The organism is Pararhizobium sp. LjRoot238 (genome assembly GCF_964252955.1).
In the GTDB taxonomy this organism is placed as follows: domain Bacteria; phylum Pseudomonadota; class Alphaproteobacteria; order Rhizobiales; family Rhizobiaceae; genus Pararhizobium.
In genome coordinates this window covers 499,750-525,516 of the sequence record NZ_CAXUPP020000002.1, presented here as the reverse complement: position 1 = coordinate 525,516, position 25,767 = coordinate 499,750, and the positions used below count along the sequence as shown (strand labels likewise).

General features: G+C 60.3%; 26 protein-coding genes and 2 pseudogenes. 7 read left to right on the top strand and 21 right to left on the bottom strand.

Annotated elements, in window-relative coordinates:
- Positions 1–3: 3 nt before the first annotated feature.
- The gene (locus ACSQ3F_RS23690) at positions 4–4,419 is read right to left on the bottom strand and encodes a strawberry notch-like NTP hydrolase domain-containing protein (protein ID WP_436102663.1); all 4,416 of its coding nucleotides are present in this window, start codon (positions 4,417–4,419) and stop codon (positions 4–6) included.
- A 233-nt stretch (positions 4,420–4,652) separates the two neighbouring features.
- Between ACSQ3F_RS23690 and ACSQ3F_RS23685 the strand changes: the two genes are divergently transcribed.
- Positions 4,653–5,843: a DUF1173 domain-containing protein gene (locus ACSQ3F_RS23685; protein ID WP_436102662.1), complete on the top strand. Its 1,191-nt coding sequence runs from the start codon at positions 4,653–4,655 to the stop codon at positions 5,841–5,843.
- Positions 5,844–6,109: 266 nt separating this feature from the next.
- Positions 6,110–6,376, top strand: a pseudogene (locus tag ACSQ3F_RS23680) (EAL domain-containing protein); the annotation flags it as partial.
- Here the strand turns inward: ACSQ3F_RS23680 and ACSQ3F_RS23675 are convergent.
- From ACSQ3F_RS23675 to ACSQ3F_RS23655, 5 genes are all read right to left on the bottom strand, one after another.
- Positions 6,373–6,810 (bottom strand): type II toxin-antitoxin system VapC family toxin, encoded by a 438-nt coding sequence (locus ACSQ3F_RS23675; protein WP_436102661.1) that lies wholly within the window; start codon positions 6,808–6,810, stop codon positions 6,373–6,375. The pseudogene ACSQ3F_RS23680 and the gene ACSQ3F_RS23675 overlap by 4 nt on opposite strands.
- Positions 6,810–7,055: a type II toxin-antitoxin system VapB family antitoxin gene (locus ACSQ3F_RS23670; RefSeq protein ID WP_436102660.1), complete on the bottom strand. Its 246-nt coding sequence runs from the start codon at positions 7,053–7,055 to the stop codon at positions 6,810–6,812. Before ACSQ3F_RS23670 ends, ACSQ3F_RS23675 begins: the two co-directional genes overlap by 1 nt.
- 225 nt (positions 7,056–7,280) lie before the next feature.
- Positions 7,281–8,471 carry a DUF932 domain-containing protein gene (locus tag ACSQ3F_RS23665; RefSeq protein ID WP_436102659.1) on the bottom strand — a complete coding sequence of 397 codons (1,191 nt, stop codon included), beginning with the start codon at positions 8,469–8,471 and terminating at the stop codon, positions 7,281–7,283.
- 179 nt (positions 8,472–8,650) lie between these two features.
- Entirely contained in the window at positions 8,651–8,944 is a 294-nt protein-coding gene (locus ACSQ3F_RS23660) for a hypothetical protein (RefSeq protein ID WP_436102658.1), read from the bottom strand.
- Between the two features lie 73 nt (positions 8,945–9,017).
- Positions 9,018–11,150, bottom strand: a complete 2,133-nt coding sequence (locus ACSQ3F_RS23655; RefSeq protein WP_436102657.1) for a ParB/RepB/Spo0J family partition protein — start codon at positions 11,148–11,150, stop codon at positions 9,018–9,020.
- 207 nt (positions 11,151–11,357) lie between these two features.
- Between ACSQ3F_RS23655 and ACSQ3F_RS23650 the strand changes: the two genes are divergently transcribed.
- Both ACSQ3F_RS23650 and ACSQ3F_RS23645 read left to right on the top strand, forming a co-directional pair.
- On the top strand, positions 11,358–11,606 hold the full coding sequence (locus tag ACSQ3F_RS23650) for a type II toxin-antitoxin system Phd/YefM family antitoxin (RefSeq protein WP_436102656.1): 249 nt from the start codon (positions 11,358–11,360) through the stop codon (positions 11,604–11,606).
- The gene (locus ACSQ3F_RS23645; protein ID WP_436102655.1) at positions 11,596–11,877 is read left to right on the top strand and encodes a type II toxin-antitoxin system RelE family toxin; all 282 of its coding nucleotides are present in this window, start codon (positions 11,596–11,598) and stop codon (positions 11,875–11,877) included. The genes ACSQ3F_RS23650 and ACSQ3F_RS23645 overlap by 11 nt, the downstream gene beginning before the upstream one ends.
- 121 nt (positions 11,878–11,998) lie before the next feature.
- Here ACSQ3F_RS23645 and virB11 read toward each other — a convergent pair whose 3' ends face one another.
- Genes virB11 through ACSQ3F_RS23580 form a run of 13 tightly spaced genes read right to left on the bottom strand, consistent with a single transcriptional unit; the run spans position 11,999 to position 22,105 of the window.
- Positions 11,999–12,994, bottom strand: coding sequence for a P-type DNA transfer ATPase VirB11 (gene virB11, locus ACSQ3F_RS23640; RefSeq protein WP_436102654.1), 996 nt, complete (start codon positions 12,992–12,994; stop codon positions 11,999–12,001).
- An 11-nt stretch (positions 12,995–13,005) separates the two neighbouring features.
- A complete protein-coding gene (gene virB10, locus ACSQ3F_RS23635) occupies positions 13,006–14,181 on the bottom strand; it encodes a type IV secretion system protein VirB10 (protein WP_436102653.1) in 1,176 nt (391 codons plus the stop codon).
- A gap of 9 nt (positions 14,182–14,190) precedes the next feature.
- Entirely contained in the window at positions 14,191–15,048 is an 858-nt protein-coding gene (virB9, locus tag ACSQ3F_RS23630; RefSeq protein ID WP_436102652.1) for a P-type conjugative transfer protein VirB9, read from the bottom strand.
- A complete protein-coding gene (locus ACSQ3F_RS23625; RefSeq protein WP_436102651.1) occupies positions 15,045–15,716 on the bottom strand; it encodes a virB8 family protein in 672 nt (223 codons plus the stop codon). The genes virB9 and ACSQ3F_RS23625 overlap by 4 nt, the downstream gene beginning before the upstream one ends.
- A 1-nt stretch (position 15,717) precedes the next feature.
- Positions 15,718–16,002 (bottom strand): hypothetical protein, encoded by a 285-nt coding sequence (locus tag ACSQ3F_RS23620; RefSeq protein ID WP_436102650.1) that lies wholly within the window; start codon positions 16,000–16,002, stop codon positions 15,718–15,720.
- A 37-nt stretch (positions 16,003–16,039) separates the two neighbouring features.
- Entirely contained in the window at positions 16,040–16,972 is a 933-nt protein-coding gene (locus ACSQ3F_RS23615; protein WP_436102649.1) for a type IV secretion system protein, read from the bottom strand.
- A gap of 3 nt (positions 16,973–16,975) precedes the next feature.
- Positions 16,976–17,209: an EexN family lipoprotein gene (locus ACSQ3F_RS23610; RefSeq protein ID WP_436102648.1), complete on the bottom strand. Its 234-nt coding sequence runs from the start codon at positions 17,207–17,209 to the stop codon at positions 16,976–16,978.
- Positions 17,206–17,904 (bottom strand): P-type DNA transfer protein VirB5, encoded by a 699-nt coding sequence (gene virB5 / locus ACSQ3F_RS23605; protein WP_436102647.1) that lies wholly within the window; start codon positions 17,902–17,904, stop codon positions 17,206–17,208. The genes ACSQ3F_RS23610 and virB5 overlap by 4 nt, the downstream gene beginning before the upstream one ends.
- The gene (locus ACSQ3F_RS23600) at positions 17,904–20,270 is read right to left on the bottom strand and encodes a VirB4 family type IV secretion/conjugal transfer ATPase (protein WP_436102646.1); all 2,367 of its coding nucleotides are present in this window, start codon (positions 20,268–20,270) and stop codon (positions 17,904–17,906) included. Before ACSQ3F_RS23600 ends, virB5 begins: the two co-directional genes overlap by 1 nt.
- Positions 20,263–20,601: a type IV secretion system protein VirB3 gene (locus tag ACSQ3F_RS23595; RefSeq protein WP_436102645.1), complete on the bottom strand. Its 339-nt coding sequence runs from the start codon at positions 20,599–20,601 to the stop codon at positions 20,263–20,265. Before ACSQ3F_RS23595 ends, ACSQ3F_RS23600 begins: the two co-directional genes overlap by 8 nt.
- A 5-nt stretch (positions 20,602–20,606) precedes the next feature.
- Positions 20,607–20,906 carry a TrbC/VirB2 family protein gene (locus ACSQ3F_RS23590; RefSeq protein ID WP_436102644.1) on the bottom strand — a complete coding sequence of 100 codons (300 nt, stop codon included), beginning with the start codon at positions 20,904–20,906 and terminating at the stop codon, positions 20,607–20,609.
- Positions 20,903–21,565, bottom strand: coding sequence for a type IV secretion system protein VirB1 (locus tag ACSQ3F_RS23585; RefSeq protein WP_436102643.1), 663 nt, complete (start codon positions 21,563–21,565; stop codon positions 20,903–20,905). Before ACSQ3F_RS23585 ends, ACSQ3F_RS23590 begins: the two co-directional genes overlap by 4 nt.
- Positions 21,566–21,568: 3 nt before the next feature.
- Positions 21,569–22,105, bottom strand: coding sequence for a hypothetical protein (locus ACSQ3F_RS23580; protein ID WP_436102642.1), 537 nt, complete (start codon positions 22,103–22,105; stop codon positions 21,569–21,571).
- A 94-nt stretch (positions 22,106–22,199) separates the two neighbouring features.
- On the opposite strand from ACSQ3F_RS23580, the gene ACSQ3F_RS23575 reads away from it, so the two are divergent.
- Together ACSQ3F_RS23575 and ACSQ3F_RS23570 are read left to right on the top strand one after the other, a co-directional pair.
- Positions 22,200–22,553, top strand: coding sequence for a MarR family transcriptional regulator (locus ACSQ3F_RS23575; RefSeq protein WP_436102641.1), 354 nt, complete (start codon positions 22,200–22,202; stop codon positions 22,551–22,553).
- Between the two features lie 390 nt (positions 22,554–22,943).
- The gene (locus ACSQ3F_RS23570; protein ID WP_436102640.1) at positions 22,944–23,153 is read left to right on the top strand and encodes a hypothetical protein; all 210 of its coding nucleotides are present in this window, start codon (positions 22,944–22,946) and stop codon (positions 23,151–23,153) included.
- Between the two features lie 519 nt (positions 23,154–23,672).
- On the opposite strand, the gene ACSQ3F_RS23565 is transcribed toward ACSQ3F_RS23570, so the two are convergent.
- On the bottom strand, positions 23,673–24,146 hold the full coding sequence (locus ACSQ3F_RS23565) for a hypothetical protein (protein WP_436102849.1): 474 nt from the start codon (positions 24,144–24,146) through the stop codon (positions 23,673–23,675).
- Between ACSQ3F_RS23565 and ACSQ3F_RS23560 the strand changes: the two are divergent.
- A pseudogene (locus ACSQ3F_RS23560) lies at positions 24,091–24,270 on the top strand (transposase); the annotation flags it as partial. The gene ACSQ3F_RS23565 and the pseudogene ACSQ3F_RS23560 sit on opposite strands and share 56 nt — an antisense overlap.
- Before the next feature lie 49 nt (positions 24,271–24,319).
- Here the strand turns inward: ACSQ3F_RS23560 and ACSQ3F_RS23555 are convergent.
- Positions 24,320–25,669, bottom strand: a complete 1,350-nt coding sequence (locus ACSQ3F_RS23555) for an SLC13 family permease (protein WP_436102639.1) — start codon at positions 25,667–25,669, stop codon at positions 24,320–24,322.
- Positions 25,670–25,767: the final 98 nt, after the last annotated feature.

Sequence of the window (25,767 nt, the reverse complement as noted above, 5' to 3'; positions counted from 1 at the left end):
CCATCACGACCGGCTGGAGACGTCGACCAGGCGATGGCGCTGCATCAGGCGGCCGAGGATCACCGGCCCCTCTTCAGTCGTCGGCACGAAGAACCTTGTCTTCCAGGCGATTATCTCCGAGAACAGGCCTGATGCCTTCAGCCAGTCACGCATGCCATCGGTGAAACCCGTGAGCTCGAGACGATAGGTATTCATCACCCGGACCCGACGCAGCGTCATGTCGCCAGCGAGCCCAACGATCGATGATCCATCGACCAGTGACGCCCACGCCTGATCGGCGGTGACGACCTGCATCTGGTCGATGCCGAGATTGCGGCATAACGTCGTCAGTGCCGATGGTGCGATCACGCGGCCAACGACGCGATCGCCACCATCGGTCTCCAGGCGGTAAACGCGGCAGAAGTCCTGCGGCAGCAGGCGCCAGATCGGCAGAAGCAAGCCGCTGATGATATGCAGAGTGGCGACGGAAAACTCCGGCACCCTCGCAACTTCGGCTTCCCATGCGGCCACGAAAGTGGGCTCGTCCGCTTCGTCCCAATTGGTATCCTCGAGCTGCCGGACTTCATAACGAAGCTCGCCCAATGGCCGGACCAGCGACACGCGCGGCTGCACCGATCCGTCGTCGAGCATGATCGACCGGGTCGGCACCATGACAGCCGGCCGGCCGGACTTGCCGTTGATCATCAGCTTTGCCCGCGGATCCTGCTTCACGAGCGACTGTACGCCGGCAAGCGTCATCGGCTGATTGCGCCGCTTCTCCTCGATTGTCAGCAAATGCGATTGGGCGCCGGTTGCCGCATGTGTATAGACGGCGCGGCGATTGGTCACCGACATGCTGTCGGCGGTGATCGTCTCCAGTCCCTTGTCGTACATGCCGGCGGCGATGGCGCCTTCGATGCGCGCAGCGAGCAATTCCTCGAAGGCTTCGAACAGCAGATTCTGCATGCCGATGGTGAGCGCCAGCATGCGGTTCAGAAACGTCTGGATGGGTGGCAGCTCGTCCTTGAGGCCACCCTCTTCCGATGTCAGCGACAGCCCGGTGATCGCTTCGAAGGTCGAAAGAGAGCAACCCTCGATGCCGCCGATAGAGAGGAGCCCGTAGAACTGGCGCAGCGCGTCGCGGGCATATTGGGATTCCAGGTTGTCCTCGCTGCGGAACATGCCCTGCCCGCCTGTCTGCCGCTGTCCGCGCGTGATGGCGCCGAGCGTGTCGAGGCGCCGGGCGATCGTCGACAGAAAGCGCCGCTCTGCCTTCACGTTCGTCGTCACCGGCCGGAATAGCGGTGGCTGCTTCTGATTGGTGCGATGGCTGCGGCCGAGCCCCTGGATTGCCACATCGGCGCGCCATCCGGCTTCGAGCAGATAGTGAACACGCAGGCGCTGGTTCTTGGCCGTCAGCTCGGCATGATAGGAACGCCCGGTGCCACCAGCGTCCGAGAAAACGAGGATGCGTTTCTCGTCATCCATGAAGGCGCGGGTCTCGTCGAGGTTGACAGAACCAGGACGGCTCTCGACGGCGAAGCGACTGATCGACCCGCCGGTCTCTTTCCGCACAATTCGGCGTGAGCGGCCCGTAATCTCGGCGACCTCTCGTGTGCCGAAGTGCTGGACGATCTGATCGAGAGCGGTCGGTACGGCCGGGAGGCTACCGAGCCGCTCGACCAATTCATCCCGGCGCACAACGGCTTCGCGGCACTGAATAGGATTGCCCTGGCCGTCGTAGACCGGACGCGAGCTGACGTTGCCCTCTGCGTCGGAAAACTCCTCGAAGAGCTGCGTCGGAAAGGAATGTGCGAGATAGTCGAGGACATATTCCCGGGGCGTGATATCCACCTGGATATCATTCCAGTCCTCTGTCGGGATTTGCGCCAGTCGTCGTTCCGTCAGCGCCTCGCCGGTAGAGACGACCTGGATGATGGCGGCATGACCCTTGTCCAGATCCTCAACAATCGACCGCAACAGGGACGGCGTCTTCATCGAGATCAGGAGATGATTGAAGAAGCGCTGTTTGGAGCTTTCGAAAGCGGAGCGGGCGGCGGCCTTGGCTTGTCTGTTCAGCGTGCCGCTGGCGCCGGTGATGCCGGAGGCTCGCATGGCCGCGTCCAGATGATTGTGGATGACCTGAAACGCCTCGGCATAAGAATCGTAAATGCCGATCTGCTCTTCAGTGAGCTCGTGTTCGACAATCTGATATTCGACACCTTCGAAGGAGAGCGAACGGGAGGCATAAAGCCCGAGAGCCTTGAGGTCGCGGGCAAGGACTTCCATTGCCGCGACGCCGCCGTCCTCGATTGCCGCGATGAACTCCGATCTCGTCGGGAGGGGAAAGTCGGACCCGCCCCACAAACCGAGACGCTCGGCATAGGCGAGAGATTCGACATCGGTCGCACCGGTGGCCGAGACGTAGACGACGCGGGCGTTGGGGAGGGCGCGCTGGAGGCGAAGCCCCGCCCTGCCCTGCTGCGAGGCCGCCTTGTCGCCGCGCTCTGTCTTGCCGCCGGCGGCGTTGGCCATGGCGTGGCCCTCGTCGAAGACGATGACGCCGTCGAAATCCTTGCCGAGCCAATCGACGATCTGTTGCACGCGGGAGGGCTTGTCCTCGCGCTCATCGGTGCGAAGCGTCGCGAATGTGGCAAACAGGATCCCTTCCTCCAGCCGGATCGGCTTGCCTTGGCGGAAGCGCGACAGGGGCGTGACAAGCAGCTTTTCCTGGCCGAGAGCGCTCCAGTCGCGCTGGGCGTCCTCGATCAGCTTGTCGGATTTGGAGATCCAGACATGCCGGCGCCGGCCCTTCAGCCAGTTGTCGAGGATGATGCCGGTGACCTGGCGACCCTTGCCGGCTCCTGTGCCGTCGCCAAGGAACCAGCCCCGCCGGAAACGGACAGCATCATCGGTATCGGCGGCAACTGCCTTGAGATTGTCCCAGGATTCGTCGATGGCCCAGAAACCGGCAAGATGGCCGGAGTGGGCTTCGCCGGCATAGATCACGCTCTCGAGCTGGGCGGCAGACAGATGACCTTCCGTGACAATCCGACCTGGCAGATGCGGGCGGTAGCCGGGTTTCGGCGGAGCGACCGAGGCCATGGCGATCGATTCCACCAGCTTGTCCGGATGCGGCCGGGCATCCGGAATATGGATCGACTGTAGCCGGTAGGTCTCGTAGATCTCGTCGGCGATGCCGCCATGCTGTTTCGGCGCCGCGTCACGCACCTCGTAGAGAAGCTCGATGACATCATCGATGACGGGTGCGGGACGCGGGTGTCGTTCGGGTGCCAAAGACCGTGCATCGGCAGACAGCACTGCCGGACGCATCGTTCCTGAAGCCTTCCGAGCCGCCATCTTCGCCGCCACGTTGCGCAGTAGGCTATCGGAAAGGGCGCCGATGGCGTTCGCTACTGTCGAGAGAGAGCGGGGAGGAAGGCCGGTGATCCAAGAAAGAAGCGTTTCGACATCAGGGGCTGTGCCACGCGACGAAACGAGCTTCGAAGGATCGATGGCCGGCAGCTTGTCGATCACCGTCAGCCGCGTCTCGGTGCTCGTGCCATGGCGGGCATAGACGCTGCCATTAACGGCAGCGGTGAAGGCGACAGCGCCTTGCTGCTGAAGCCGAATGAAGGCATCGCGCCATTTGGGATGGTCGGGGGAGAGGCCTGATGCGGTGATCGCGACCAGCCTGCCACCGGGCGCAAGCCGGGCAAAGGCAGACGTGAGATGCCGCCAGGCGGCGTCCGCGACCCGGCCCTCGACATGGATGCCGGCCGAGAACGGCGGGTTCATCAACACGACGGTCGGGCGGACGGAGTGGTCTAGATAGTCGTCGATGCGCGCTGCGTCATACTGCGTGACCTTCGTTCCGGAAAACAACCGCTCCAGCAGCGAACCGCGGAGAGCGGCATATTCGTTGAGAGACAGGCGGGCATGGGCGAGCTCGGCAAAGATCGCCAGTAGGCCGGTTCCGGCGGATGGTTCGAGAACGATATCGTCCGCGAGGATGCCGGCGGCTCGGGCTGCGACATACGCGAGCGGCATGGGCGTGGAAAGCTGCTGCAGCGCCTGGCTCTCGTCGGAACGGCGGGTGTGGGTTGGGATCAGTTGAGCCACTTTCGTCAGCATGGAAAGGGCGGACTGCGCCTGCGGGCGGGCAGCAATGGCAGGCCCGAACTTGCGGAGGAAAAGAACCTGTGCCGCCTCGCAGGCGTCGTAAGCATCCTTCCAGGTCCAGAAGCCCTCGGCATCACTGCCGCCGAAGGGATGCGTCAGGGTATTGCGAAGATCTGTGGCGCCGATCGGCTGGCCCCGTTCGAGGAAAGGAAGCAATACGTTGGCCGCTTCGAAAATACGGGCCGCACGGCTGGCGCGGTCTGAGGAAACTAGAGGCGTAGCAGCCGTCGTTTCGGCCGGAGATGAGATCACGTTCATGAGAAACCTTATCCGAGAGCGAGGAATGGATCAGCCTGCCCAGGCGCTCTCCGAGCCTCGCCAGACCAACCCTTTCCGGCCCCTCTCTCCCTCTCCTTGCACCAAAGGCTTTCCTGCCGGACGCGGTTCGATATACTGCCTTATTTAAATCAGTATAGTGACTTTGGTTTTCGGAGTGGGTGATCGACTTCGTCAGCGCCCAAGCCCAACCGGATGGTGGCAGGAGACAAGATATGCGGCAGTTGGCGATAGGCGATCGGACATTCGAGGAAGACACGGCCGAGCTTCAGTCGGTCCTGCAGGACGCCTACGAACGCAAGCTTCGCCCACACTGCAGATGCCGGGAGCCTTCAGTGCCGATGTACATCGCGCGTCTGGACGGGCAATATCTGATCAAGCGAATGCCGCTCTCGGGACGTGACCACGATCCAGCCTGCCCGTCCTATGAGCCCCCTTATGAACTATCGGGGCTCGGGCCGTTGATCGGAAACGCCATCCAGATCGATGAGGCGTCCGGATCCGCCGTGCTGAAGCTCGATTTCTCTCTCTCGAAGCGAGGACCAGGCACTGCGCCGGCGTCCCCGGGCGAAACCTCCGGAACGGTGCGCAACGAAACGAAGAAACTGTCGTTGCGAGGAATGCTGCATTATCTGTGGGACGTGGGGGAACTGACGGAATGGACGTCGCTCTGGGCCGGGAAACGTGGATGGGGACGGGTCCGCAGCAGTCTGATGAATGCCGCGCGGCAGATGACGGTCCGCGGCGCACCGCTCAGTGATATTCTTTTCGTGCCGGAGGTTTTCCGCCAGGATGACAAGGACGGCATTTCCGCTCGGAGGGCAACAGCCTTGGCGGGCGCGCAGGCGGCGGGTTCGGGGCCAAGGAAACTCATGGTCGCCGTGGGGGAAATAAAAGAGTTCTCGGCCGCGCGCGACGGACAGAAGATTATCGTCCGTCACCTCCCCTTTCCGTTCATGGTCGAGCAATCGACGTGGAACCGGCTGAATGCCAGATACGAAACGGAGCTTGAGCTGTGGCGATCAGGTGAAGAATTCCACCTCATCCTTATCGCCACATTCGGGATATCCGGGGCGGGGATTGCGGTGGTTGACCAAGTCGCCATGATGGTGGTGAACGAGAACTGGATTCCGTTCGAAAGCGTCCATGAGCAAGGTCTTCTGGAGAGGCTGTCGTGGTTGAAACGCAAAAGCGTGAAAGGGTTGCGCTTCAATCTATCGCGCGAACAGCCGATCGTTTCGCTGACGTTACCTGAACAGCGGCCGGCAGCAGTTGCGATGTTCGTGGTCCCGGCCGGGGCTGGTGAAGACTACGAAAAGGCACTGGGCGAAATGATCGAAGCGAGAGCGGAGATGAGGCCATGGATATGGCGCGTCGGGGAAGGAGACATGCCGGAGCTGCCGTGAACCTTCCGCCGCCGGTTCTCGTCGCCAGACAAATGGCCAATGCATCCGCGAGCGGCGCAGTAGCCGCGCCCCGGAAGTAAATTGACGCGCTGGAAGGGCGGCTCATTTCCGGCGCTGGGCCGGTGTCACCCGCCAGGTGACGTTGCCGACGTCGTCGGCGACCAGCAGCAGCGCGCCCGTGTTGTCGAAGGTCACGCCGACCGGCCCATGGCCTTGGCGCCAGTGCCGATGTAGCCTGTGAGGATGTCTTGCGGCCGGCCTGCGGGACGTCGCCAGAAGGTTTGCTGCACGTCATCGGCATCATTCACGGAAGTCGTTTCGATCCCAAACGCCTCAATTTGGAAATTACCGAGACAGCCTTTACAGCGGACTTCGGTCAGATTCAAAGCGGAATCGCCGCTTTGATGGCACTCGGCTGCGGCATATCGCTTGACGATTTGGGAACAGGCTCCTCGAGCCTTTCACGACTACACTGCCTTCGGCCACGGCAGACAGCGACCGCTCGAAGCCCACATGCTGCGCCGCGAGGCTAGGCCGCTTCGATATCCGTTTGTGAAAAGTCGTCGCCCTTGAACAGAAGGGGAAGGCGGCTCGCCTTGGCACAGGCGTACGAGAAGCAATCCCCGAAATTAAGTCGTGCTGGATGGGCGACCACACCGCCATAGGTGCGGCAGGCTTCGATAGCTATCCGGTGCATGCTGCTGTCGATCGCCATTTCCCGCGCACCAATGGTCTCGAGGAAGGCATCGATGTGCTTTTGGGCCAGATCAATCAGATGTGGTGGGATCGGAACCTGATCACCATAGGCTGCATCTCGCTTCTTTCGCGCCAGGCTGATGACCGCCTCGTAGACCGAAAGCGACGAATAGTAGATAGACTTTTTCGACATTTCGATTTTGGCGATGAGGTAACCGGCGTCTTCCTCGTCGCCGACGATGGCAACAATGGCGGAGGCATCCAAGAACATCAGATGCCGCCCCACTGCTCGTCGGTGAATTTTTTCATGTCGAAGCTGGGATCGTCCGGACCCATGGCGCGAACGTCATCCTGGATTTGTTTGATCCGCTCTTTCAATGGTGTCGCCTGCCTGGCGCGTTCTAGTTCGTTTCGCAGTGCGATCCGAACCGCTTCGGTCTTGTTGGGCGCCTTGATCACTTGTTGGACTTGCTTCGCCAGTGCATCCACATCATTGTCGCGAATGTAGAGAGACATCGATTTCTCCTGCGGACGGTGGTATATTCAATCTTGGAATATACGAATATTCTATCCTGCATATACTACAGTTGCAAGCAGCAGCTGTAATGGCCCATAAATCGCCGGTATCGTGCGTTTGCCGAGACGGCGTGGCGGCGTGGCATTCTGAAGACGGAAAAGCCGCCGGCGGTGTGACCGACCGACGGCTGTGCAATGGGATGGATGGATGGGTGAGGGACGGGTTCAGGCCGCGCTTTCGAGAAGCCTCTTTGCTTTGCCTTCGAGCTCGAGACGGACGTCCTGATTGGCCTTCGTTCGTGCCAGAGCGGTAATTCCCTGAACGAAGTCGAAGATCGACTCGGGCGGCCGGCCCTCTTCGGCGAGGACCATCTCGATGACCTTGCCGGTCTCGCCCTTCGAGAACCCCCGCCGGCGCAGGAACGCCTCGCGATCCTCTTGCCTGCGGGCGACAATGCGCTCGCGCGCAGCCTTGATGCCGGCGACGAAGGGCGCGGCAGAGGAGTTGGCAAAGCTCGTCAGCGCCGGTGCGGCTTCGTGAGCGAAACGCTGAGCCGCAAACTTCGAATGGCGGATGGTGATCTCCTCGAAGTTCTCCGTGCCCCAGAGATTGCGATTGGCGCAGACCGCACGAAGATAAAAGGATGCGATGCCGAGCGTCTTCGAGCCGACCTCGGAGTTCCATGCGTAGAACCCGCGAAAATAGAGATCCGGTTCGCCGTTCGACAGGCGCCCGGCTTCGATGGGATGCGTGTCGTCGACCAGGAACAGGAAGACGTCCCGATCGCTGGCATAAAGCGTCGTGGTGTCCTTGGTAATATCGACGAAGGGATTGTGGGTCATGGTCGACCAGTCGAGCACGCCCGGCACTTTCCACATCGTGTCACCAGTGCCATTGCCGGCAATGTTCATCACTGCCGAGACAAGTTCGTGATCCCAGATGCGACCATATTCGGGACCGGTGACCGCGCGCAGCTCGAGCCGGCCATCGTCCATCTCGAGCGTTTTCACCAGTTCGGCACGATGGTTGAGCAATCCGTGCTGCAGGTTGATGGCGGCAAGCGGCGCCGGCAGCTGGCGCATGTAGGTCGCTGGCGCACCGACCAGGCTGCAGAGCTGGCCGTAGCTCCAGTGCGTCGGCGCGACCGGTTGCCGCTGGCCGGGAACGATGAGTTCGAGCCGTTCGGCATTGTCACGCGTGGCCTCGACCCGGATCGCCGAGCTTTCGACGGTGCGGGCGTGCGCCCGCTCAGTGCGGGACTTGGCGGCATCATGGAGCTCGCCGAGCGAGAGATAGCGTTCGTCGGCGGGACGGGAAAACCATTCCGACGACACGCGGCCAATGCGCTCGCCGCGCGAGATATCGACACGGTAGCCGGAGGTGACAGGGCGAGAAGTTGTGGAAGACAGGTTCACGATGAAGCTCCTTGAACGAAAAGACCGGTCATCACTTCGTGTGGATGCCGGGCTGTGTGGATAAGGATTGTGAGAAGATCAGGCCGCGCGGCTTTGCGCTGCGGTGCTCGATGTCGAGCGGCCGATGCCGGTGATCGCACAGACACTGGCGGCGAGGGCGCGGGTGTCGTTGAGCAGGGTCAAGGCGACGAAGTGATTGGGACCACCGCTGTATCTTTACGTCCCTTGCAGGTGCGGAGGAGGATGCCGTGGCCCGAGCCGGGGCCAAACTGGCCGACCTGCAGGTAGAACTGTTCGTGATGCAGAGTGCTTTCGCCGGAGACGGCGATGCCCGCCTTGTTCGAGCGGATATCATAGGTCCCAGCCGGTAGACTGAGCTCGGCGGCGAGCTTTTTCAGCCTGGAGCGAGCGATCGAATGAAAGCGGCGTTTCTGTTCTTCGTCATAGGCGCAGGATTTTGACCATTGAAACATGTTGAATCTCCATATCCGGAACTGAAAAGGCCCGGCGCTGTGGCCGGGCCTTGGGTTGGTCTGGGAGGAGCGATCATTCGGCCGCGTCGACATGTCCTTCGAACACATCGCCGACTGTGTCCGCGGCGGGCTCATCGGATGGCAGCTGGTCGTCCGTCAGGAAGGCTGGAAGATCTGCGACGGCGACCTCATCGGCACCTTCGTCGCCGCGATCGCCGGCCGCATCGTCAGTAGGATTGGGCTCAGTCGCATCCGCCGCCATCCGAAGCGGTTCGGGAAGCCAGCCGCTGCCATCAAGGAGGCGTTCGGCCTCGCGGACCATGTCGCCTTTCTTGAGGTGATCGATCAGCTGTGCCGACTGCTCACCTTTCGCCTCGCGCACGGCCTGCAGGATGCGAGCCTTGGTGACGCGGCCGAGATAGTTGTCGGCGGTCGGCGTCCAACCGGCCTCGACCATGTCGAAGCCGAGCGAGCGGGCGACCTGATCGGCATGCGCAATCGCGCGGGTGCGCTTGTTCCAGGGCTCGATGACCGAATTCAGCGATAGCGAAGCGCAATGGGCGAAGAGCACCTGGCGGCTGACCTCATCGAGCGCGATCAGAAAATCCCAGAGCCCGTTCGGATCCTTTGGAAGATCCTGGCCCCAGGCCTCATGGCGCTGATCGATTTCCTTTGCCCAGACCGTGTCGGCAAGCCCCTGCGTCTGGCTGAACTTCGCGCTCTGCAGCGTCAGCTCGAGGCACGAGTCGGAGCCGTAGAGATAGAAGGTCTTCAGCACAAAGACATGCAGAACGGCGATGAAGGCGATCGCTGGGTCGTTGGCGACCGCATTGCGCAACGCGACGGTGCGCGCCGCCGTGAGATCGAGGACCAGCCGGTCAGGAAGCGGCCGGACCGTGTCGTCTTCTTCCTCCCCCTGCTCACCGGCGAGGACAACGCCGTTCGTGGAATTGGCACCGCTGGTCGCGACCTCGGTATCGCCGTCGACATCGCCACCGCCGCTTGCTTGGACTTCCGCCTCCGGTTCGTCTTCGGGCCGGACGAAACCACGATCGATCTTCAGCTCTCCGCCGGCACCAAGCGAGATGAAGACACCGCCGCGGGCGACCTCTTCGGGATCGAAGACAAAGGGCCGGTCATTGAAACGGTCGAGCTCATTGCCAAGCTCTTCGAGCCGCTTTTCCGTTTCCTCGGAGTAGTCCTCGGCGGCGGCATAGTCAGCGTCGAGCTTGTCGTATTCGGCCTTGAGAGTGTCGTACCGGAAAAGCTCGTCCTCGATCATATCCGCCTGCTCGCCGTAGAAGCGGCGAAGCCCGGAGGTATGACCATAGGGGAAATCGAATGCAGCCTCGACCCATTTCCAGCCCTCGGCGGTTTTGAGGGTTTCGGAGGCGGCCTTGAGCTTCTCGATCACCAGTTGTTCCAGCAGTGCCGGGTCCTGGAGCCATCCGCCTTGGTCCTGCTCGAACAGGTCGCGCATCACGATGCCGCCGACGGCCTCATAGGCCTCGACGCCGACATAGACCGCCCGGCGGTCGCTGGCACGAATTGCCGTTTCGGTCAGCAGGCGGCGAATGTAATAGGCTTCCCGCACATGAGAGCGCGACACCATATCCCAGACCTGCTCCTGGCGAGCGTGATCGTTGGTGATCGAGAACGCCATGATCTGTTCGAGCGCCATCTCGTCGGTGGCATAGAGATCGAGAAGACGCGGCGACACGGACGCAAGCCGCAGTCGCTGCTTCACGGTTGCGACCGAGACGAAGAAGCGAGCGGCGATCTCCTCCTCACCGAGGCCCTGCTCACGCAGCGTCTGGAAAGCCCGGAACTGGTCGAGTGGATGCAGTTGAACGCGGTGGACATTCTCGGCGAGAGAATCTTCCACTTCCAGTGTGTTGCCACGGCTGACGATGCAGGGAACGCCTGCAGTTTTGGCAAGACGCTTCTGGGAGACAAGCAGTTCGAGCGCGCGGTAGCGGCGCCCGCCTGCCGGGATACGGTAGATGCCGGTCTCTTTGCCCTCGCCATCAAGCTCGGCGCGGACGTTAAGGCTCGCGAGCAAGCCGCGATGAGCAATGTCTTCTGCCAACTCCTCGATGGAGACGCCCGCCTTAATCTTGCGGACGTTCTGCTGGCTGAGCACCAGCTTGTTAAAGGGAATGTCACACGCGGCGCTGAGAGTGATCTTCTGAATGGCCTGTGCCATGTCGTTTCTCCATGACGGATCGGCCGGAGCCTCTCTCCGAACCTCCAAATCCGTCACTACCTCCCCTTCCCCCCTCTCCCTCTGAACCTCGCTGCCGCCGCAACCTCACTGTTTCCAGCCGCCTGCAGGGCCGCTAGACCCAATCCACGCTCCTTGAAATGACCTGTTTAGAGTGCTATCTATGGTACCGATCTCAGGGAGTTTAAAATGCCGCATACAATCCTCGCCGAGGTAACGGCAAGCGTTTCGGAACTGAAGAAGAACCCAATGGGCACTGTCGCTGCCGGCGAAGGCTTTCCGGTCGCCATCCTCAATCGAAACGAGCCGGCCTTCTACTGCGTGCCGGCCAAGGCTTTCGAAGCGCTCATGGACCGGCTGGAGGATATCGAGCTGAATGCGATCGCTGATTCCCGCAAGGGACAACAGGAGATCGAGGTCAGCATCGGTGAGCTATAAGCTAAAATTCCTCGTCGAAGCCGACAAGGAATGGCGCAAGCTCGATGCCAACACGCGAATGCAGTTCAAGAAGAAGCTTCTCGAACGGCTGGAAACACCTCGCGTTCCGTCGGCGAAACTGCATGGCAGCAAGGATCGCTACAAGATCAAGTTGCGAAGCAGCGGTTATCGGCTGGTTTACGAAGTGCGCGATGCCGACATCGTCGTACCGGTGATCGCGGTCGGCAAGCGGGAGCGCTCCGAAGTTTACAAATCCGCCGATCGCAGATGAATTGCTGAAGGCTGACCTGCCGGCGCGGGCACCTACTTCGACCGATCCAGCTCTCCATCAACCTCCTGCACATCACCACGACCGGATTTGCGCAATGCGTCAAACGTCCGGACGCGATCCATCATTGCGCGCCCCGGTAATAAACTTCGCTCACCCGAAACCGTCCACCGACACGTTTGCACTGGACGATGACGTCGATGGCGATTGTCAGCAACTCACGGATATCATGCCTCTCGAGGTCCCTCCCGCCTTCCGATTCCTTGACCAGCAACGTCAGCTGTTCGAAGGCAAGGCGGGCGGAGTCGGCATGGACCGTCGTGATCGAACCGGGATGCCCCGAATTCACATTGCGGATGTAATAGAATGCAGTTCCGTCTCGCAGTTCCTGCAGCAGGATCCGGTCCGGCCGCATGCGCAGGCAGGATTCGAGTAGGTCCTTGGCGCCGACCTTCGCCATGCCCTGACCACCCTTGGAATAAAAGAGGCGAACGTGGTTCGATTGCGGGATGACCAGCTCGGGCGTGTCCTCGATCGAGATGATCCGCTCGGTTGAAGGAATGTGACGGATTAATGCCTTCGATAAGGTCGTCTTCCCGGATCCCGTTGCCCCGGAGACGATGACGTTTTTTCTTGCTAGAACGGCTTCCCGCAGAAACGCTTTGTAGGCTCGGTTCCTATAGAACTCCAACAGCTTGCGGTCCGACGAGCTAACGTCTCTTTCGGCTTTCACTGCATCGTCGAACAGCCCGTCCTGATCGAGATCGTCCAGGCTCAGCGATACGGACGACGGCTTTCGGATCGTGACGCTGACGGTTCCCTTGGTCGTTGCTGGCGGGATCACGATCTGAATGCGCTCGTCGTTCGGCAGTGTTGCCGATAGGATCGGCCGCGTCTCATCGATCGATTGGTTGGAATAGCTCGCAACAGCGCGTGCGAGACGCATGAGCTTGTCGAACGATAGCTCCGGCAGCTCGTAGGACTGCCATCCAGCCATCCCCTCGGTGACTATCTGCCCCGGTCGATTGACAATGACCTCGTAGAGCGACTTGTCGCGGAGAAAGGGCGAGAATGGAGCAAGAAGCTCGCGCACGACACCGGAGTCGGCCGCTTCCGTCATTTTGCGAACTCCTATTTCGTGACGAGTGTCGAAGCCGGCCGGAAATCCCCGAGCACGGCACGATCGTAGATCCGATTGCGGGGCTCCGTCACCCGAAGCCGGTAGACCCCCGAGAAGTCGAGGTCACGGGCGACGAAGATCGAGACCAGTTCGCCCTGGCGCTTCAACAGCGTCGGCGGAATGTTGATCGACTGTTCCACGGCGATCGCCGCGGCCTGCTGGCCGGCACTCGTGCTGTTCTGCGCCTCGACATCGCTATCCTGAAGCCGACTGTTGGCGTAGGAGGTCGCATCGCCGACGATCGACAGCAGAACCGCACTGCCGAAACGCTCCCACCAATGCGTGTCGATATAACCGTCCATGCCGGCACGCCCAAGAGCATCGGTTGCCGGTGACGCCAGGGTGATGATCACGCCCTTCGGCGTCTTCGCACGGTTCCAAAGGACGAACAGGCGTTTCTGGCCGCGGCGAAGGCCACCACGATATTCGCCGACGACCTGGGTGCCCTTTTCCATCAGCACGACACGACCGTTGTCCGACAGGACATCGCGGTTGATGACGCAACTCGTGAAGCCCGGCTGGTCGGAGGAAAGTGCCGTCTCCAGTACGCAGGGCATCGATGTGCCCATTGCGACGATGAAATCTCGGTTGCCCAACGTTCCCGCGCGTGAGCCCTGCAATTGCGTCGGTGTCAGCATCCGGTTGAAGCGCTGGTCTTCGTTTTCCGCTTGTGAACCGAGAGTGCCGGGATTGGCGTCGAACGGTAGGTAATTGGAAGACGTATTAGAGCTGCCGTCCTGGTCCTGCCGCTGGGTAGCCGGCGCCTTTTCGCCGCCATAGGCTATGACAGGCGCGCGGCGGGCCGCGTCCAGAAGCTTGTCATCTTCGCTCAGTGCCTGCTCGGTCACCACGGGCGTCGGTAGTTGGACTTCCGTCGGCGTGGTGACCGGCTGGACCGGTTCTTTCGCTGGCTCGAAATCCGATGTCTGACGGATAACGATCCGCTCCGGCTGAACGCCCTCTGTCGGCTTGTTCTGTCCGCGCATCGACCAGAGGGCGAAGGCAACGAAGGCGACAATTGCGAAAGCGACGGCGCCGCGCTTCAGGATCGGATTGCTATCAAGCCGACGACCGGTCGACGTCTCAGCGCGCTCACCAGGGATCCGGGTAATCTCTTCCTCGGCCATGACACCTTCCTATTGCGCTGCGGCGGGTTGCGTCTTGACGACGCGCTCGACCGATGGTGACGTCGTGTTGGTTTCGGGATTGATGCCGACACGGTCGTAGGCTTCGTTGAAGACGCAGAGCACGTCCCCGCCCCTGCGCAGAATGAACTTGCGGCTGATCGCATGGACGAGCACCAGGTTGCCATCGACGGATTTGGGGATCAGGCTTTCTGTGCCGTCGGAGTTTTCCATATAGATTGCCGGCATTTCCTGATTGCCGACAAAGGCGAAGGTCGTGACCTTGCCATTGTCGTAGACCGCTTGCGGTTCGAGGGAGACGGCGCCTTGCGCCGAGTAGCGCCAGTTCCGCGGCCCATAAGCCTCATGGAGGGCAAGCACCCTATCCGCCTCGCCGGCCTGGGCAACCTGGGCGCGGGCGGCGGCCTCTACTCGTCGGCGTTCCGCCTCATCGGCCGGATAACGATACTTCACATAAAAATAGGTGTTCTGCCCGGCTTCGACCGTACCGTCACGCACCGTCAGTTCCATCTGATAGCTGCGCGTCGATCCATCGCGTCTGGTGGTCACAACCGAGATATTGGTCACCGGCTGATGTTCGCGCGGCTTCAGGAACAAGATGTTGCCGGCGGGCGCCACCTCCCATGCGACGCTGTTGCCGAGCGCGACATGGGCAATCTCCTCGTCGGCGGCAAATTCGACCTGAACCGATGATCGCAACGTCCCGACGATCCTGGTGATGTTGTATGGCTGATAATCCACGAAGCGGACACGGCTGTCCTGCGATGCACCGCGGGGAATTTCCAGGGCCAGCGCCGTCGAGGAAAGACCAAGGGTCAGAAAAGAGGCGATCAGGACTATTTGTCTCAATTGATGGCCTCCGGATCGGCTCGATATTCGCTGACGGCGAAGCCCAGGGGATTGACCAGCCGGTCGGTCGAGGACATCGGCGCGTTGACATAGGAAAAGGTGAGCGTCGCGACCCAGTGCGTGGCGCGCACATCGTCTCCGCGGGTAATCGTCCGCATGTAGCGAACAGAGGCCACATTTGCATTGATCAGCGAAATCGAAACAATGTTGATGCGCGACGTCGCGCTACGGCCGTAAACATTTTGCGGCGAATCCGGGTTGCTGCCCCGGTAGACCGTTGCAAAGCGGGTCTGCTCCGGCTGTGTCGACAGCAAGGCAACGGTGCGGAAATTTTCCTCGGCCTGGCTCCAGACATAGCCTTCCCGGGCGCGCGCATACTTGGCCGCGAAATATTTGGTGACGGCCTCGTCATAGGTGCCCGCGGTGGACGTCAAGGCGGAGACGACGTCGACGATGCCCGTGGAATTATCGACCCGGACGACGAAGGGCTCGACCGTTTTCAAGGGGGTCAGCCCGGCAATGGCGAAGACGGAGACGGCTGCCACGACGCCGGCAAAACCCGCAACGAACCAGGCGATGCGGGCGGAACGCTCCACCTGGACCAAACGATCCTGATCGAACCGGCGTGCCTTGTCGAAGTAACTCTTGAGACTGTCCGACATCACCATGTCACGTGTCCTCGCACGGACGATAAGAACCTTCGACATCGAAATGCGTGAAGGCGGCTGGCGCGACTGAGGCCGGTTCCTCCGCGTATGAGGTGGCATGGTTTGTCGAGTCCGCAGGAACCGCCTTGGACGCCGGCTGCTTCCGCTTGCTGTTGTCCTCCCACTGCCACATGGACCGGTTCAGCGGCCGGCGGGAGTAGCCGTCACATTTGGGAAGAGGATGTGTCATCGCGCTGCAGGCGGAAAGTGCCCCGGCGACGAGAACCAATGAAACGATACGAAGCATGCGGAAACAACCTGTTCAGTTTCTTGAGGGAGGGCTGTCATTCGGCCCGGCCCGGTCTGAGACGGCGCCCTGCGGAGCGGGTTCCTCGCCCGACCGCTCTCGCGGTGTGCGAGGCTGCCCAGGCAAGCGTGCTCTCGTGGGCATCGCGAGCGGCACCATATCCGTAGGTGAGGGATGCCCCGCCTGCCGCCAACGCCGACGCAATGCCGGGCAACTGATAGAAGACATAAAGTGCTGCGAGGCAGATGGCGCAGAGCGCGACCGGGCGCATCAGGACGTCGGTATAGCTTTCGATCGCCGTGAAGGTCATGTCGATGCAGGTGATCAACAGCGAGCCGATCGCCACGACCAGAACCTGCAGAATGACGAAATTGGCAAGCTGGCCGATCCACGACTCGGTGAAACGGCGGGTGGACTGGAACATCGCGAGCGCAATGAAGATCGGGCCGATCGCAAGAATGATGGCAAGCGCCAGCCGCGCATAGAGGGAGACGATGTAGCCGATTGCTGCGACGATAAAGCTCGCGCCGATGACCATCATCCCGCCGACACCGGTGACGATGTCGACTGGCCAGGAGGCACGGGACCAGATCTCGCGCGCGCACTTCTGGCCCTTGTCGAGCAGGCTGTCGAAGGTGGAAGCGCTCGGCGCCGTCCCCGAGTTCAGCGCCTGCGAGATCTCGCGGGGCAGCGTCTCGAAGAAAAGATCGGTCACATAGATCTGATAGTCACTGGCGTTCCTCACCAGCATGACAATGATCGCAAGCTTCATCGCCCGAAACGCAAACTCGAGGATAGGTTCTTGTACGGAACCACGCAGGACAAGGTAACCGTAGAGAACGACGTACAGGGTCAGCGCCGCGGTGAGCGGGCCACTCACCCAGTTGGCGATGTTCGAGGTGCCCGACGAGATGAAGTTCTCCAGGGGCGCCTTGAACTGTCCATCCACGAAGCTGAAGACCTGATACATGGGTCAACCTCCAAGCGACTTGCGCATGCGCTCCAGACGCAGCTTGCCGTCTGCGGCTTGAGCGTTTCTGCAGTTGGGCGTTTCACCAAGCTCGCCGGGATTGTTGCGGCATTCTTCGATGATCTTCACGAGCAACGCCTCGTCGGCCGTCAGCGCGTCGACGGTATAGGTTTGTTCTGTCTGGCCGAAGCAGGCCGACAGGGCCAGCGCGATCACTCCAAGGAGAACATGTTTCATTTGAGCGCCGCCCCCATTGCATCCATGCGCTTGCGCCAATCCTCGGCCTTTCTCTGGTCATCGACCTGCACCTGTGCCTGCTGAACCATCTGCAAGCCCTGCATGCGCAGCACGTCGGTTTGCAGGAATGCCGTTTCCGCCTGCAGCCGCGCCTGGAGATCGGCGATGTCCTTGGCGTCCGCAGCGCTGGAAATCTGCTGGCGCAGCTGATCGATGCCGTCGATGCGCTTGGTGGCTGCATCGTAGATCTGCTGGCCGAGGCTCATCTGTCCTGCGTTCTGGTTCTGGATGCGCGACAATTCCTGCGCGTAGAAATCATTGGCGTCCGTGCGATAGGTCGAATTGTCCTCAAGGAATTTCGAAGCTGAATTACCGAAGATGCCGGTTCCCGCCCCCTTGAACAAACCTTCGACGGCATTGAAGTCCTGCGGCAGTGCCTTGCGGATGGAAGGGTCGTTCAGCAGACTTGCGACATCCGCCATGTTGGTGACCTTGTTAAGCGATCCGTAAAGCTGCTGAGCCTGCTGGAGCTGCTGGTTAAGCGTGTCGAGCTGGGACTTCAGCTGCGTGATGCTCTCGATCTGCTTGGCGATCGCCGTCTGGTCAATGACCGGGATGCCCTGTGCGAATGCCATTCCGGCCGGCCATAAGAAAATTGCCGCCACAAGAGCAAACCGTGTTCCGCTCCTTTGCATCAACCCACCCTCCTTCTTTGCTGAAACACCGGTAGCCAGTCTTCACGCCTGTCGCCCACCTCTGCCCTGATCGCTTCAGCGAGTTCCACGTTGGCGGTGCGGCCGGACAATATGTCGAGATCGTCATCGAAGCCTCTAAGGTTCAGCTCGGCGACGACGCTGTTGTGTCCCTGCTTGACGATGAAACGGCGGCTTTCGACCGAGAGCTCGCGTGAGACGAGTTCGAACTCCCGTTCGGTCAGTTTGAAGCCGTCGACGTAATCGGCGTGATCGCCACGCGGATTGGGAAGGAAGATCTGCGTCGGGCATTGCTCGATGATGGTATGGGCGATCGGCGAGACGATCGCGTCGCGCGGGCTTTGCGTCGCAAACAACATGAGCCCATTCTGCTTGCGGATCGTCTTGAGCTTGTTCTGGGCAAGATCGCGAAAACCCTCGTCCTGCAACGCCTTCCAGAATTCGTCTATGACGATGATGATGCGGCGCCCGTCGATCAGCTGCTCGATGCGAAAGAACAGATAGGCCATCAAGGGCGTGCGGATTTCCTCGTTATCGAGGAAATCGGTCATGTCGTAACCGATGAATTTGGCGCCGATCCCGATGTCGTCTGCGTCGTTGTCGAATACCCAGCCAAGCGGCCCTCCCCTCTCCCACCGCCGCAATCGCGACGCGATGCCTTCAGGATCGGTGTTGTCGAGGAAAGTACGCAAGGCACCGATGGAGCGCCGTTCGACCGGCAGGTCAGCCAGGCCGTCGATGGCCGAGGCGATGTCGCGCAGCTCCGTGACCGTCAGCTCACGTCTCGTCGATCCGACCAGCTTGCCGATCCACCGTGTGAGAAACACCTTGTTCTCCGCGCTGAGCTCAAGTGCCTTCAGCGGCGCGCAGCCGGTGGCAACGCCGTTCCCAAGCGGCAGGTAAGTGCCACCCGCCGCCCGAACGAAGAGGTCTGCTCCACGATCCTTGTCGAAAAAGATCATATGCGGATCATGCTTTTCGAGCTGGGAAAGCATGAAGTTCAAGAGGACGGTCTTGCCCGTGCCCGAGGGGCCGCAGACGAACGTGTTGCCAAGGTCGCTGTGATGGAAGTTGAAGTAGAAAGGCGAGCCGGACGCGGTCTTCAGCATGGCGACGGCCGGTCCCCATTCGTTGCCGTCCTTCTGGCCGGTCGGATAGGAATGATAGGGAGACAGTGCTGCGAAATTCCGTGACGTGATGGCTCCCGATCTCGCCCGGTAACGGAAATTGCCCGGCAACTGCCCCCACCAGGCGGCTTCGAGCCCAAGGTCCTCGCGGGCCACGACCGCTCCGCCGTTGGTAAGATGGGCGCGCGCTTTCGCCATATGGTCGGTGAGCTCCTTCACCGAGGGTGCGAAGACCGAAAGCGCAAGATGGTGTTCTCCGAGGACGAAGCGGTTCGATTCCAGATCGTCCATGGCTTCGCCAAGCTCTTCGATCTGTGACGCCGCCTTGTCGCCGGCACTGACCATCTGGTTCTGCTTGCGGCCCATGATCGTGCGGGCATCGGCCTTCGAGGCAAAAGCGAAAGATTGGGTCAGGATAAGTTCGAACGGCGCCGTCAGGATACCGTCCAGCATGCCGCTGCGGGTGATCGCCGGATATTCCTTGAACCCGAACATGCCGGCATAGCGGCTGTCGGCCTCGTGACGGATCTCGATGGTCTCGCGACCGAAAATCACCCGATCCGAATAGATCGCTGAAGAAATCCTGCCTTCCGTCAAAGGAAGGCTCTCGCGCCGGCCGCCCACGATCTGGTGCAGGATCTCGCTCGGCTCGGAAAACAGGATGCCGTCCTGCTCATAGAGGGACAGGACGCGTGGCTCGAAGCGCTTCAGGCCTGCCGTGATGTCGGATACTTTGTCGTGCAGGTGCCTCAGCGCATTCTCATCGAGTTCGACGTCAGCACGACGTGCCTTGCGCAGCCGAGAAAGAAGCTTGGCGGCCTTTTCGGCCGGATCTCGACCGGGATGCCAGACAAGCGAGAGGTAAAGATCGTTGCGAAACAGGTACTCGCCGATCATCCGCTCGCGGTATCGTGAGTTCAGCCCTTCAGAGAAGGGATTGGCGAACTGTCCTTCCGGATAGTCGTTGTCGCGACGGCGAACGACATGCGTCCAGAGTGCCAGGCGCTCATCGGCGATATTCCGGTAGAGCGTGTTCAGATTGCGGTGCAGGCTGTTAAGGTCCAGAACATCCGCGGTCTCGAAGGAAACCCCCTCGAGCGCGAGCATCACCATCAGCGCCCTGGAATCGAGCGCAATCGTTGCCTCGTCGATATGGCGGACGTAAGGAATGAAGGTTTCCGGCCCGAGTTCGCGGGATCGAAGCGTTGCGATGCTAGGCAAGGCTCAAGTCCCTTTCGTCATAGCGTCTGGTGAGCTTCAAGGGCGAGAGCGTGGCGCCGCCCCAATAGGAGGTGTTTCGCGATCGGCCGCGGGTCTCGATCCACGACATGAGGATCCGGAACATGTTATGGTCATGCTTGACGAGCGTCCGGAATATGAAATGGAAGACGACGCCGACAAACGCATAGGCGACCGATCCGGCAGTGATGTAGAGGATCGTCGTCAGCATGATGTTCAGGCCCATCGCCTCCATCGTCACACCCGCGATCATCGCAGGACGAGTGCAGGCAAGGAACAGAGTGTCTTCTTCAAGGTTGGGAATGCTCGCCATGTCGCTCAGCTCCCGACGATGGTGTTCACGAGTTCGGTGGCACCGAAGATTCCGCCAATACCGATAATCCAGAAGCCGGCACGGCGCAGATCCATGTAGCCGAACATCCAGGCAATGCAGATGATGATCACCGCGATGACCGCGAGCAGACGAGCAATGTTGCCAGTCAGCATGTCGACAATGTTCTGCAATACGGTTTCGATACCAGCGGCCTGAGCGAAGGCCGGTTCGACCATGCAGGCAACGATGGCTGCTGCCATAAGGGCAGAAGCCGCGGCATGGCGAAGACTGGCTTTTGAGATCATTCACTTTGCTCCGATCGATCATTCTGAAAGACGAGAACCGAGGATCGCCGCCGGAAATTGAAGACGTCCCATGAGGCGGTCTCATCGGCTTGGGGAAGAGATTTTGCGACGGCCGACACCTCTTGAGTGCCCGCGGGCTCATCGAGAGGGGCTTCATCGCGCGGCTCGGCTATGGAAAGAGACGCCAGTTTGGGGGACAGCCGGACCATTTCCTGGCGGACCTGCTCGTCATATCGGACCATCTTGCCGACAGCCGGATCGTCTCGGCCGTAGTAGGACTGAAGCATGACGTTTTCGGCTTGCGCCGCATCGGCGCCTGCGCGCACAGCAAAGCGATAGTATCCGTCGAGGAGCGTGGCCGTGGCCTTGAGGTTCATGCAGGGATCGAAGGCATCCGATAGCGAAAGGTTCAGCTTGCGCAGCTCCTCCATGCCGATACCGCCAAGACCGATCTGGATGTCCTGGTGATCGGCAACGAGGGACGTGGCAAGCGCAATTGCCTCGGCCTTCGATGCGGGTTGGCTGGCAAGCGGCGGCCCGCTGTTGATACGAATGGCGAAAGGCTCGAAACGACTCTCGAGACTGATGACAGCGGCGAGCATTCTGACTTCCACCATGGGTGCGCAGCTTTGCGCGAGATCCACGAAAGCGACGGCCATCGATCAGTACCAGACCCGGTGCGTTTCAGCCCCATCGATAGTGACATCGACATAGTGGGGCTGCGATCGTACATTCGGGCGGGCGGTCGAATACCCCATGCATCGGCCGCCGCCCTCCCGCTGCCAACGCGGCGACAGGACAGAACCGGCGTTGGAACGGTAGCCGTTTCTGCCATTGGAGCAAAACGCGTTGCTCACGTGCTGCAAGGATGTCGACACGCAGGTGACTTCCCGACCGCGGGAACCGTAGTCGCCTGACAATCTGTACCCGGCGTTGCAGTAATGGGGCTCGTAGCCTGGGCGCGAACTGTGGAAGCCGACGCCGCTGCATGTCGGGAACGAATGCCCCTTTGCAAGCTCCCGCCACAGTTTCTGGATTGGAGGCCGGCATTCGGCAAATTGGGTAGGGCCACCGGGGTTGGAGAGGCACAAGACGACCTGGCAACCCCAATCACTTGCTTGCGCCTTACTACCCGAAATAAGATAGGGTGCCAAAATGGTGCAGCCGGCCACAAACGAGTTGAGCAGAAGGTTTTTCATGGACACGACCCTTCAAAAACACGACATCCCTGGCAGAAGAGGTGGCCCACCTCCTTGCGCCACCATACTGACGTATATAACACAGTAAAAAGTTATGACAAGAGCGCTAAAGACCCAATGGCACAATCTCGCCTTCTCAGGTCTCATTCTGCATGAGATCCTCGATCACCCACTTGAAGACGAGACGCCGCAGGCAAGGCTGAAGCAGGTCGGCATGATGACGATCCTGTACAGCATGAACCAGGGTCACCAGAAGCTAACACTCTCTAATATCATGGAGATTACGGCCCTGACACGCAGCGGCGTCAAGGAGACGGTCGATCTTCTGGTAAAGCGAGGAATGTTGAAAGAGACACTCGTCAAGAACTCTATGGGTCGCGGAACGGCACGGCAATTCGAGATCTCCGAGAAACTGCTGGAGAAGCTAAGCTCCTTTGGAGCCGGATGATCGACGGATTTTAAGTGACGTATTTTTTGATTTTAGTGCCAGCCGGAGGCGAATAGGAAGGAAGCATTTCGAGAGGCAACTGCCGGGCCTTGCAGCCGCTTTGAGGGAACCGTACGAGTTGCCGGGCGAAGCATGGTTTTGTGCTAAGCCTGACATCGCAGAGGCGCTCCCGCTGGAGACCGTCGCGGAACAAACACTGCCTCGCCATATCTCTCAAAATTGGTGCCGATTGCCTGGTCACGGACGGTCTCCCTCGATCCGAGAGGATAACGCAGTGATGGCGGGCAAGCACGGTCTTATTCGACGGACTCTTCCCCCGAAGTATCAGTTGCGAATCCGAAGATTACCGCGATAATTCGACGGTCACTTGAGTTCGCTGAGGGTGAAATCATGTTCGGCCAATTTCTCGACCCATCGGATCTTGAACTATTGCAACGGGCGCTGGCCGCACGCTTGGCGCATTTGAACGTCCGGCCGGAAAGCCCCGAAGCACAGATGATCGCCAGCCAAATTATCGAACTGTTCCAGAATGGAGTGACGGACGAGCACGAACTCGCCACGCGCCCAATCGCGATGGAGATTATCCGGCGCCAGGGTTAGTATCTTCCGCTCTCCAGATGTGACAGCACCAACCCTGCAGGGTTCGCAGCGTCAAAAGTTTCGCCGACATCGCCGCGCTTGTCCATTCGCTCGTAATGGGCGGCCCGGAACCAAGGTCTGAGGCTCAAGCGCTTCGGACCGCGCGCAGATGTGTCCAGCATTTTCGCAACGGCCGGTCGCACTCCGAGTACGGTTTGGCATCGGCAGCGACCACTTTCCCACGAGAGATATTTCGTGAACTAGGACCAAAGTCGCGCTGCATTTAGGACCAAAGGCTGACGCGCGCGGATTGAATTCAGGCCAGTATACACCCGATACGCAGCCCGACTCGGACGGGCGCAACGCTATCCGGAGGCAAATTATGAAGATGAAAGCGGATCCAGTCTGGTATTCCTTCCTGGCCGGTTTGCCGACATCGCCATAAGCAATGCGGTCAACTACAGCTGTTTACGCCACGGAGGAAAAAAGGGCGAGATTCTCGCCGATGCCTTGCGCGCGATTGACGAGGCGTTGTGGCGACTAACAACGGAATTGCGCAATTGTGAAATGAAGCTGGACGCTTTCGTTGATCTCACCGCGCTCTTTACGACCGAGATGACCGATCGCAGACACAGTCGTTTTGACGTTCACATAGTGCGCCACGAGATGTTGGAAGATGATTTGTCTCCCGCCTGGTAACGGCGAAAGTTCATCTTTCATCGAGTGTGATCTGTGCGCCGGAACAATCCGGTATTTTCGATGTTGCGCATATGCCGCTCCTGTCACGCATGCGGCATTTTCAGAACGTAAACCTTTTGGCCCGCTGTTCGCCGAACAGCGGGCCGGGGCAGAATAGCGATCAAACCACCGTTTGGACTCAAAGGATCGGTCCCTTTGCGTCAGGCCACGTCTCTGGCGCAATTCACAGCACTCATCTTCGATATGGAAAGCGGGGCCGCGGGCCCACCATTCCAAGGCGGTCAAGGCATGGCTGCAGCCGCGCAAGGAGCGCATCGAAATCTTCTACCTGCCCAGCTATTCGCCCGAGCTAAACCCCGATGAACGCCTCAACGCCGATCTCAAGCACGCCATCGGATCGACCGTCCCGGTCAAAACCAAGGCTAGGCTCAAAGCCGCCACCGCATTTTACCCGGGGCACACGGGTTTCAGGTCTGGCCTTCGACAGCTTATACGAGTCCGGGCACCACGAGCACGAGCCAGGCGACAATCGGTCCAATGATGGCGATCAGCGCGCTGTAGATCAGCAGCGTTTTCAGCACGCTCTCGCGCTCGCCTTCCTGGGCGTTGGCGACGACGAGTGCGCCGTTGGTTGAAAACGGACTGGTATCGACGATGGTAGTGGAGATCGCGATCGCGGCAACCACGCCGATTGCACTGATCTGTCCCTGCAGGAGGAAAGGCACCGCAAGCGGGATTATGGCGCCGAGCAGTGCAGTCGAGGAGGCGAACGCCGAGACGATGGCGCCGGTGAAGCATAGCAAAAGCGCCACCAACAGTGGCATGCCCAAGCTTGAAATGCCGTCTGCGACATAGTCGATCGTACCGATCTTCTCCATGACGCCGACATAGGTGATGATGCCGGCGATCAGCAGCACGGTCGACCAGCTGACCTTGTCGATCGCGGCCTTCTGCGTTTTCGGCGACAGCAGCGCCAGGGCGACGGCAACCGTGATGGCCACCAGTCCGACATTGAATTTGAAGACCAGCGCGCCGATGGCGAGCGCAGTGAGGCCAACCAGCGTCGTCAGCTTCTCGGTGGTCAGGCTCGAAAGTGCCGAAACGTTCCTGGTTTGCTCCTCGAAGCCGTGATGGCTGATCGGCGCGGCCGGCGTGCCGCCGTGGCCGACGATCGCCTGTGTCACGCCCGCGTGATGGAGGTCGGGCAACGGGCCAGACGCGACCGTATGCTTGCGCAATGACTTCCAGCCACCGAAGACGAAGAAGACCAGGACCGCGATTGCCAGGTTGAAGAAGAAGCTGGACAGAAACAGCGATGTGGGCGCGAAGGGCAGTCCTGCTTTCTCAACGATCTGGTTGGTGATACCGCCATAGACGCTGATGGGCGAGAAGCCGCCCGCCTGCGCGCCGTGAATGACCATCAACCCCATCATAACCGGGCTGATGCAGTACTGGAACGCAAAACCCAGTGCCACAGGGGCGAGGATGGCGACCGCTGCCGGGCCAAGCGCGCCGAAACCGGTAATGATCGCGGCAACGAGAAACATAACCCAGGGAATGCAGGCGACATGCCCGCGCACCAGTTTCACCGCTCCCTCAACCAGCCAATCGATTGTGCCGTTAATATGGGCAATGGCAAACAGATACGTGATGCCGACCAGCGTCAGGAAGAGGTCGCTCGGAAAGCCGGCGAGGACCTCGCTCGCTTTCATTCCCATGATCAAAGAGCCGGCCAGGAACGCACCGGCGAAGGCAAGGGCGCCCATATTGATAGGCTGGATCGTGGCGGTGACGAACATGCCGGCCAGCAGCACGATTGACAGGATCTGGATATTCATAGTTTCCTCCCTCGGGAAACGCCGTCAGGCGCCCGTTCTCATTTTAATCGGTTAATGATCAGCCTGCGTCGGTCTCGCTCCCATGAACCGACGCCAGG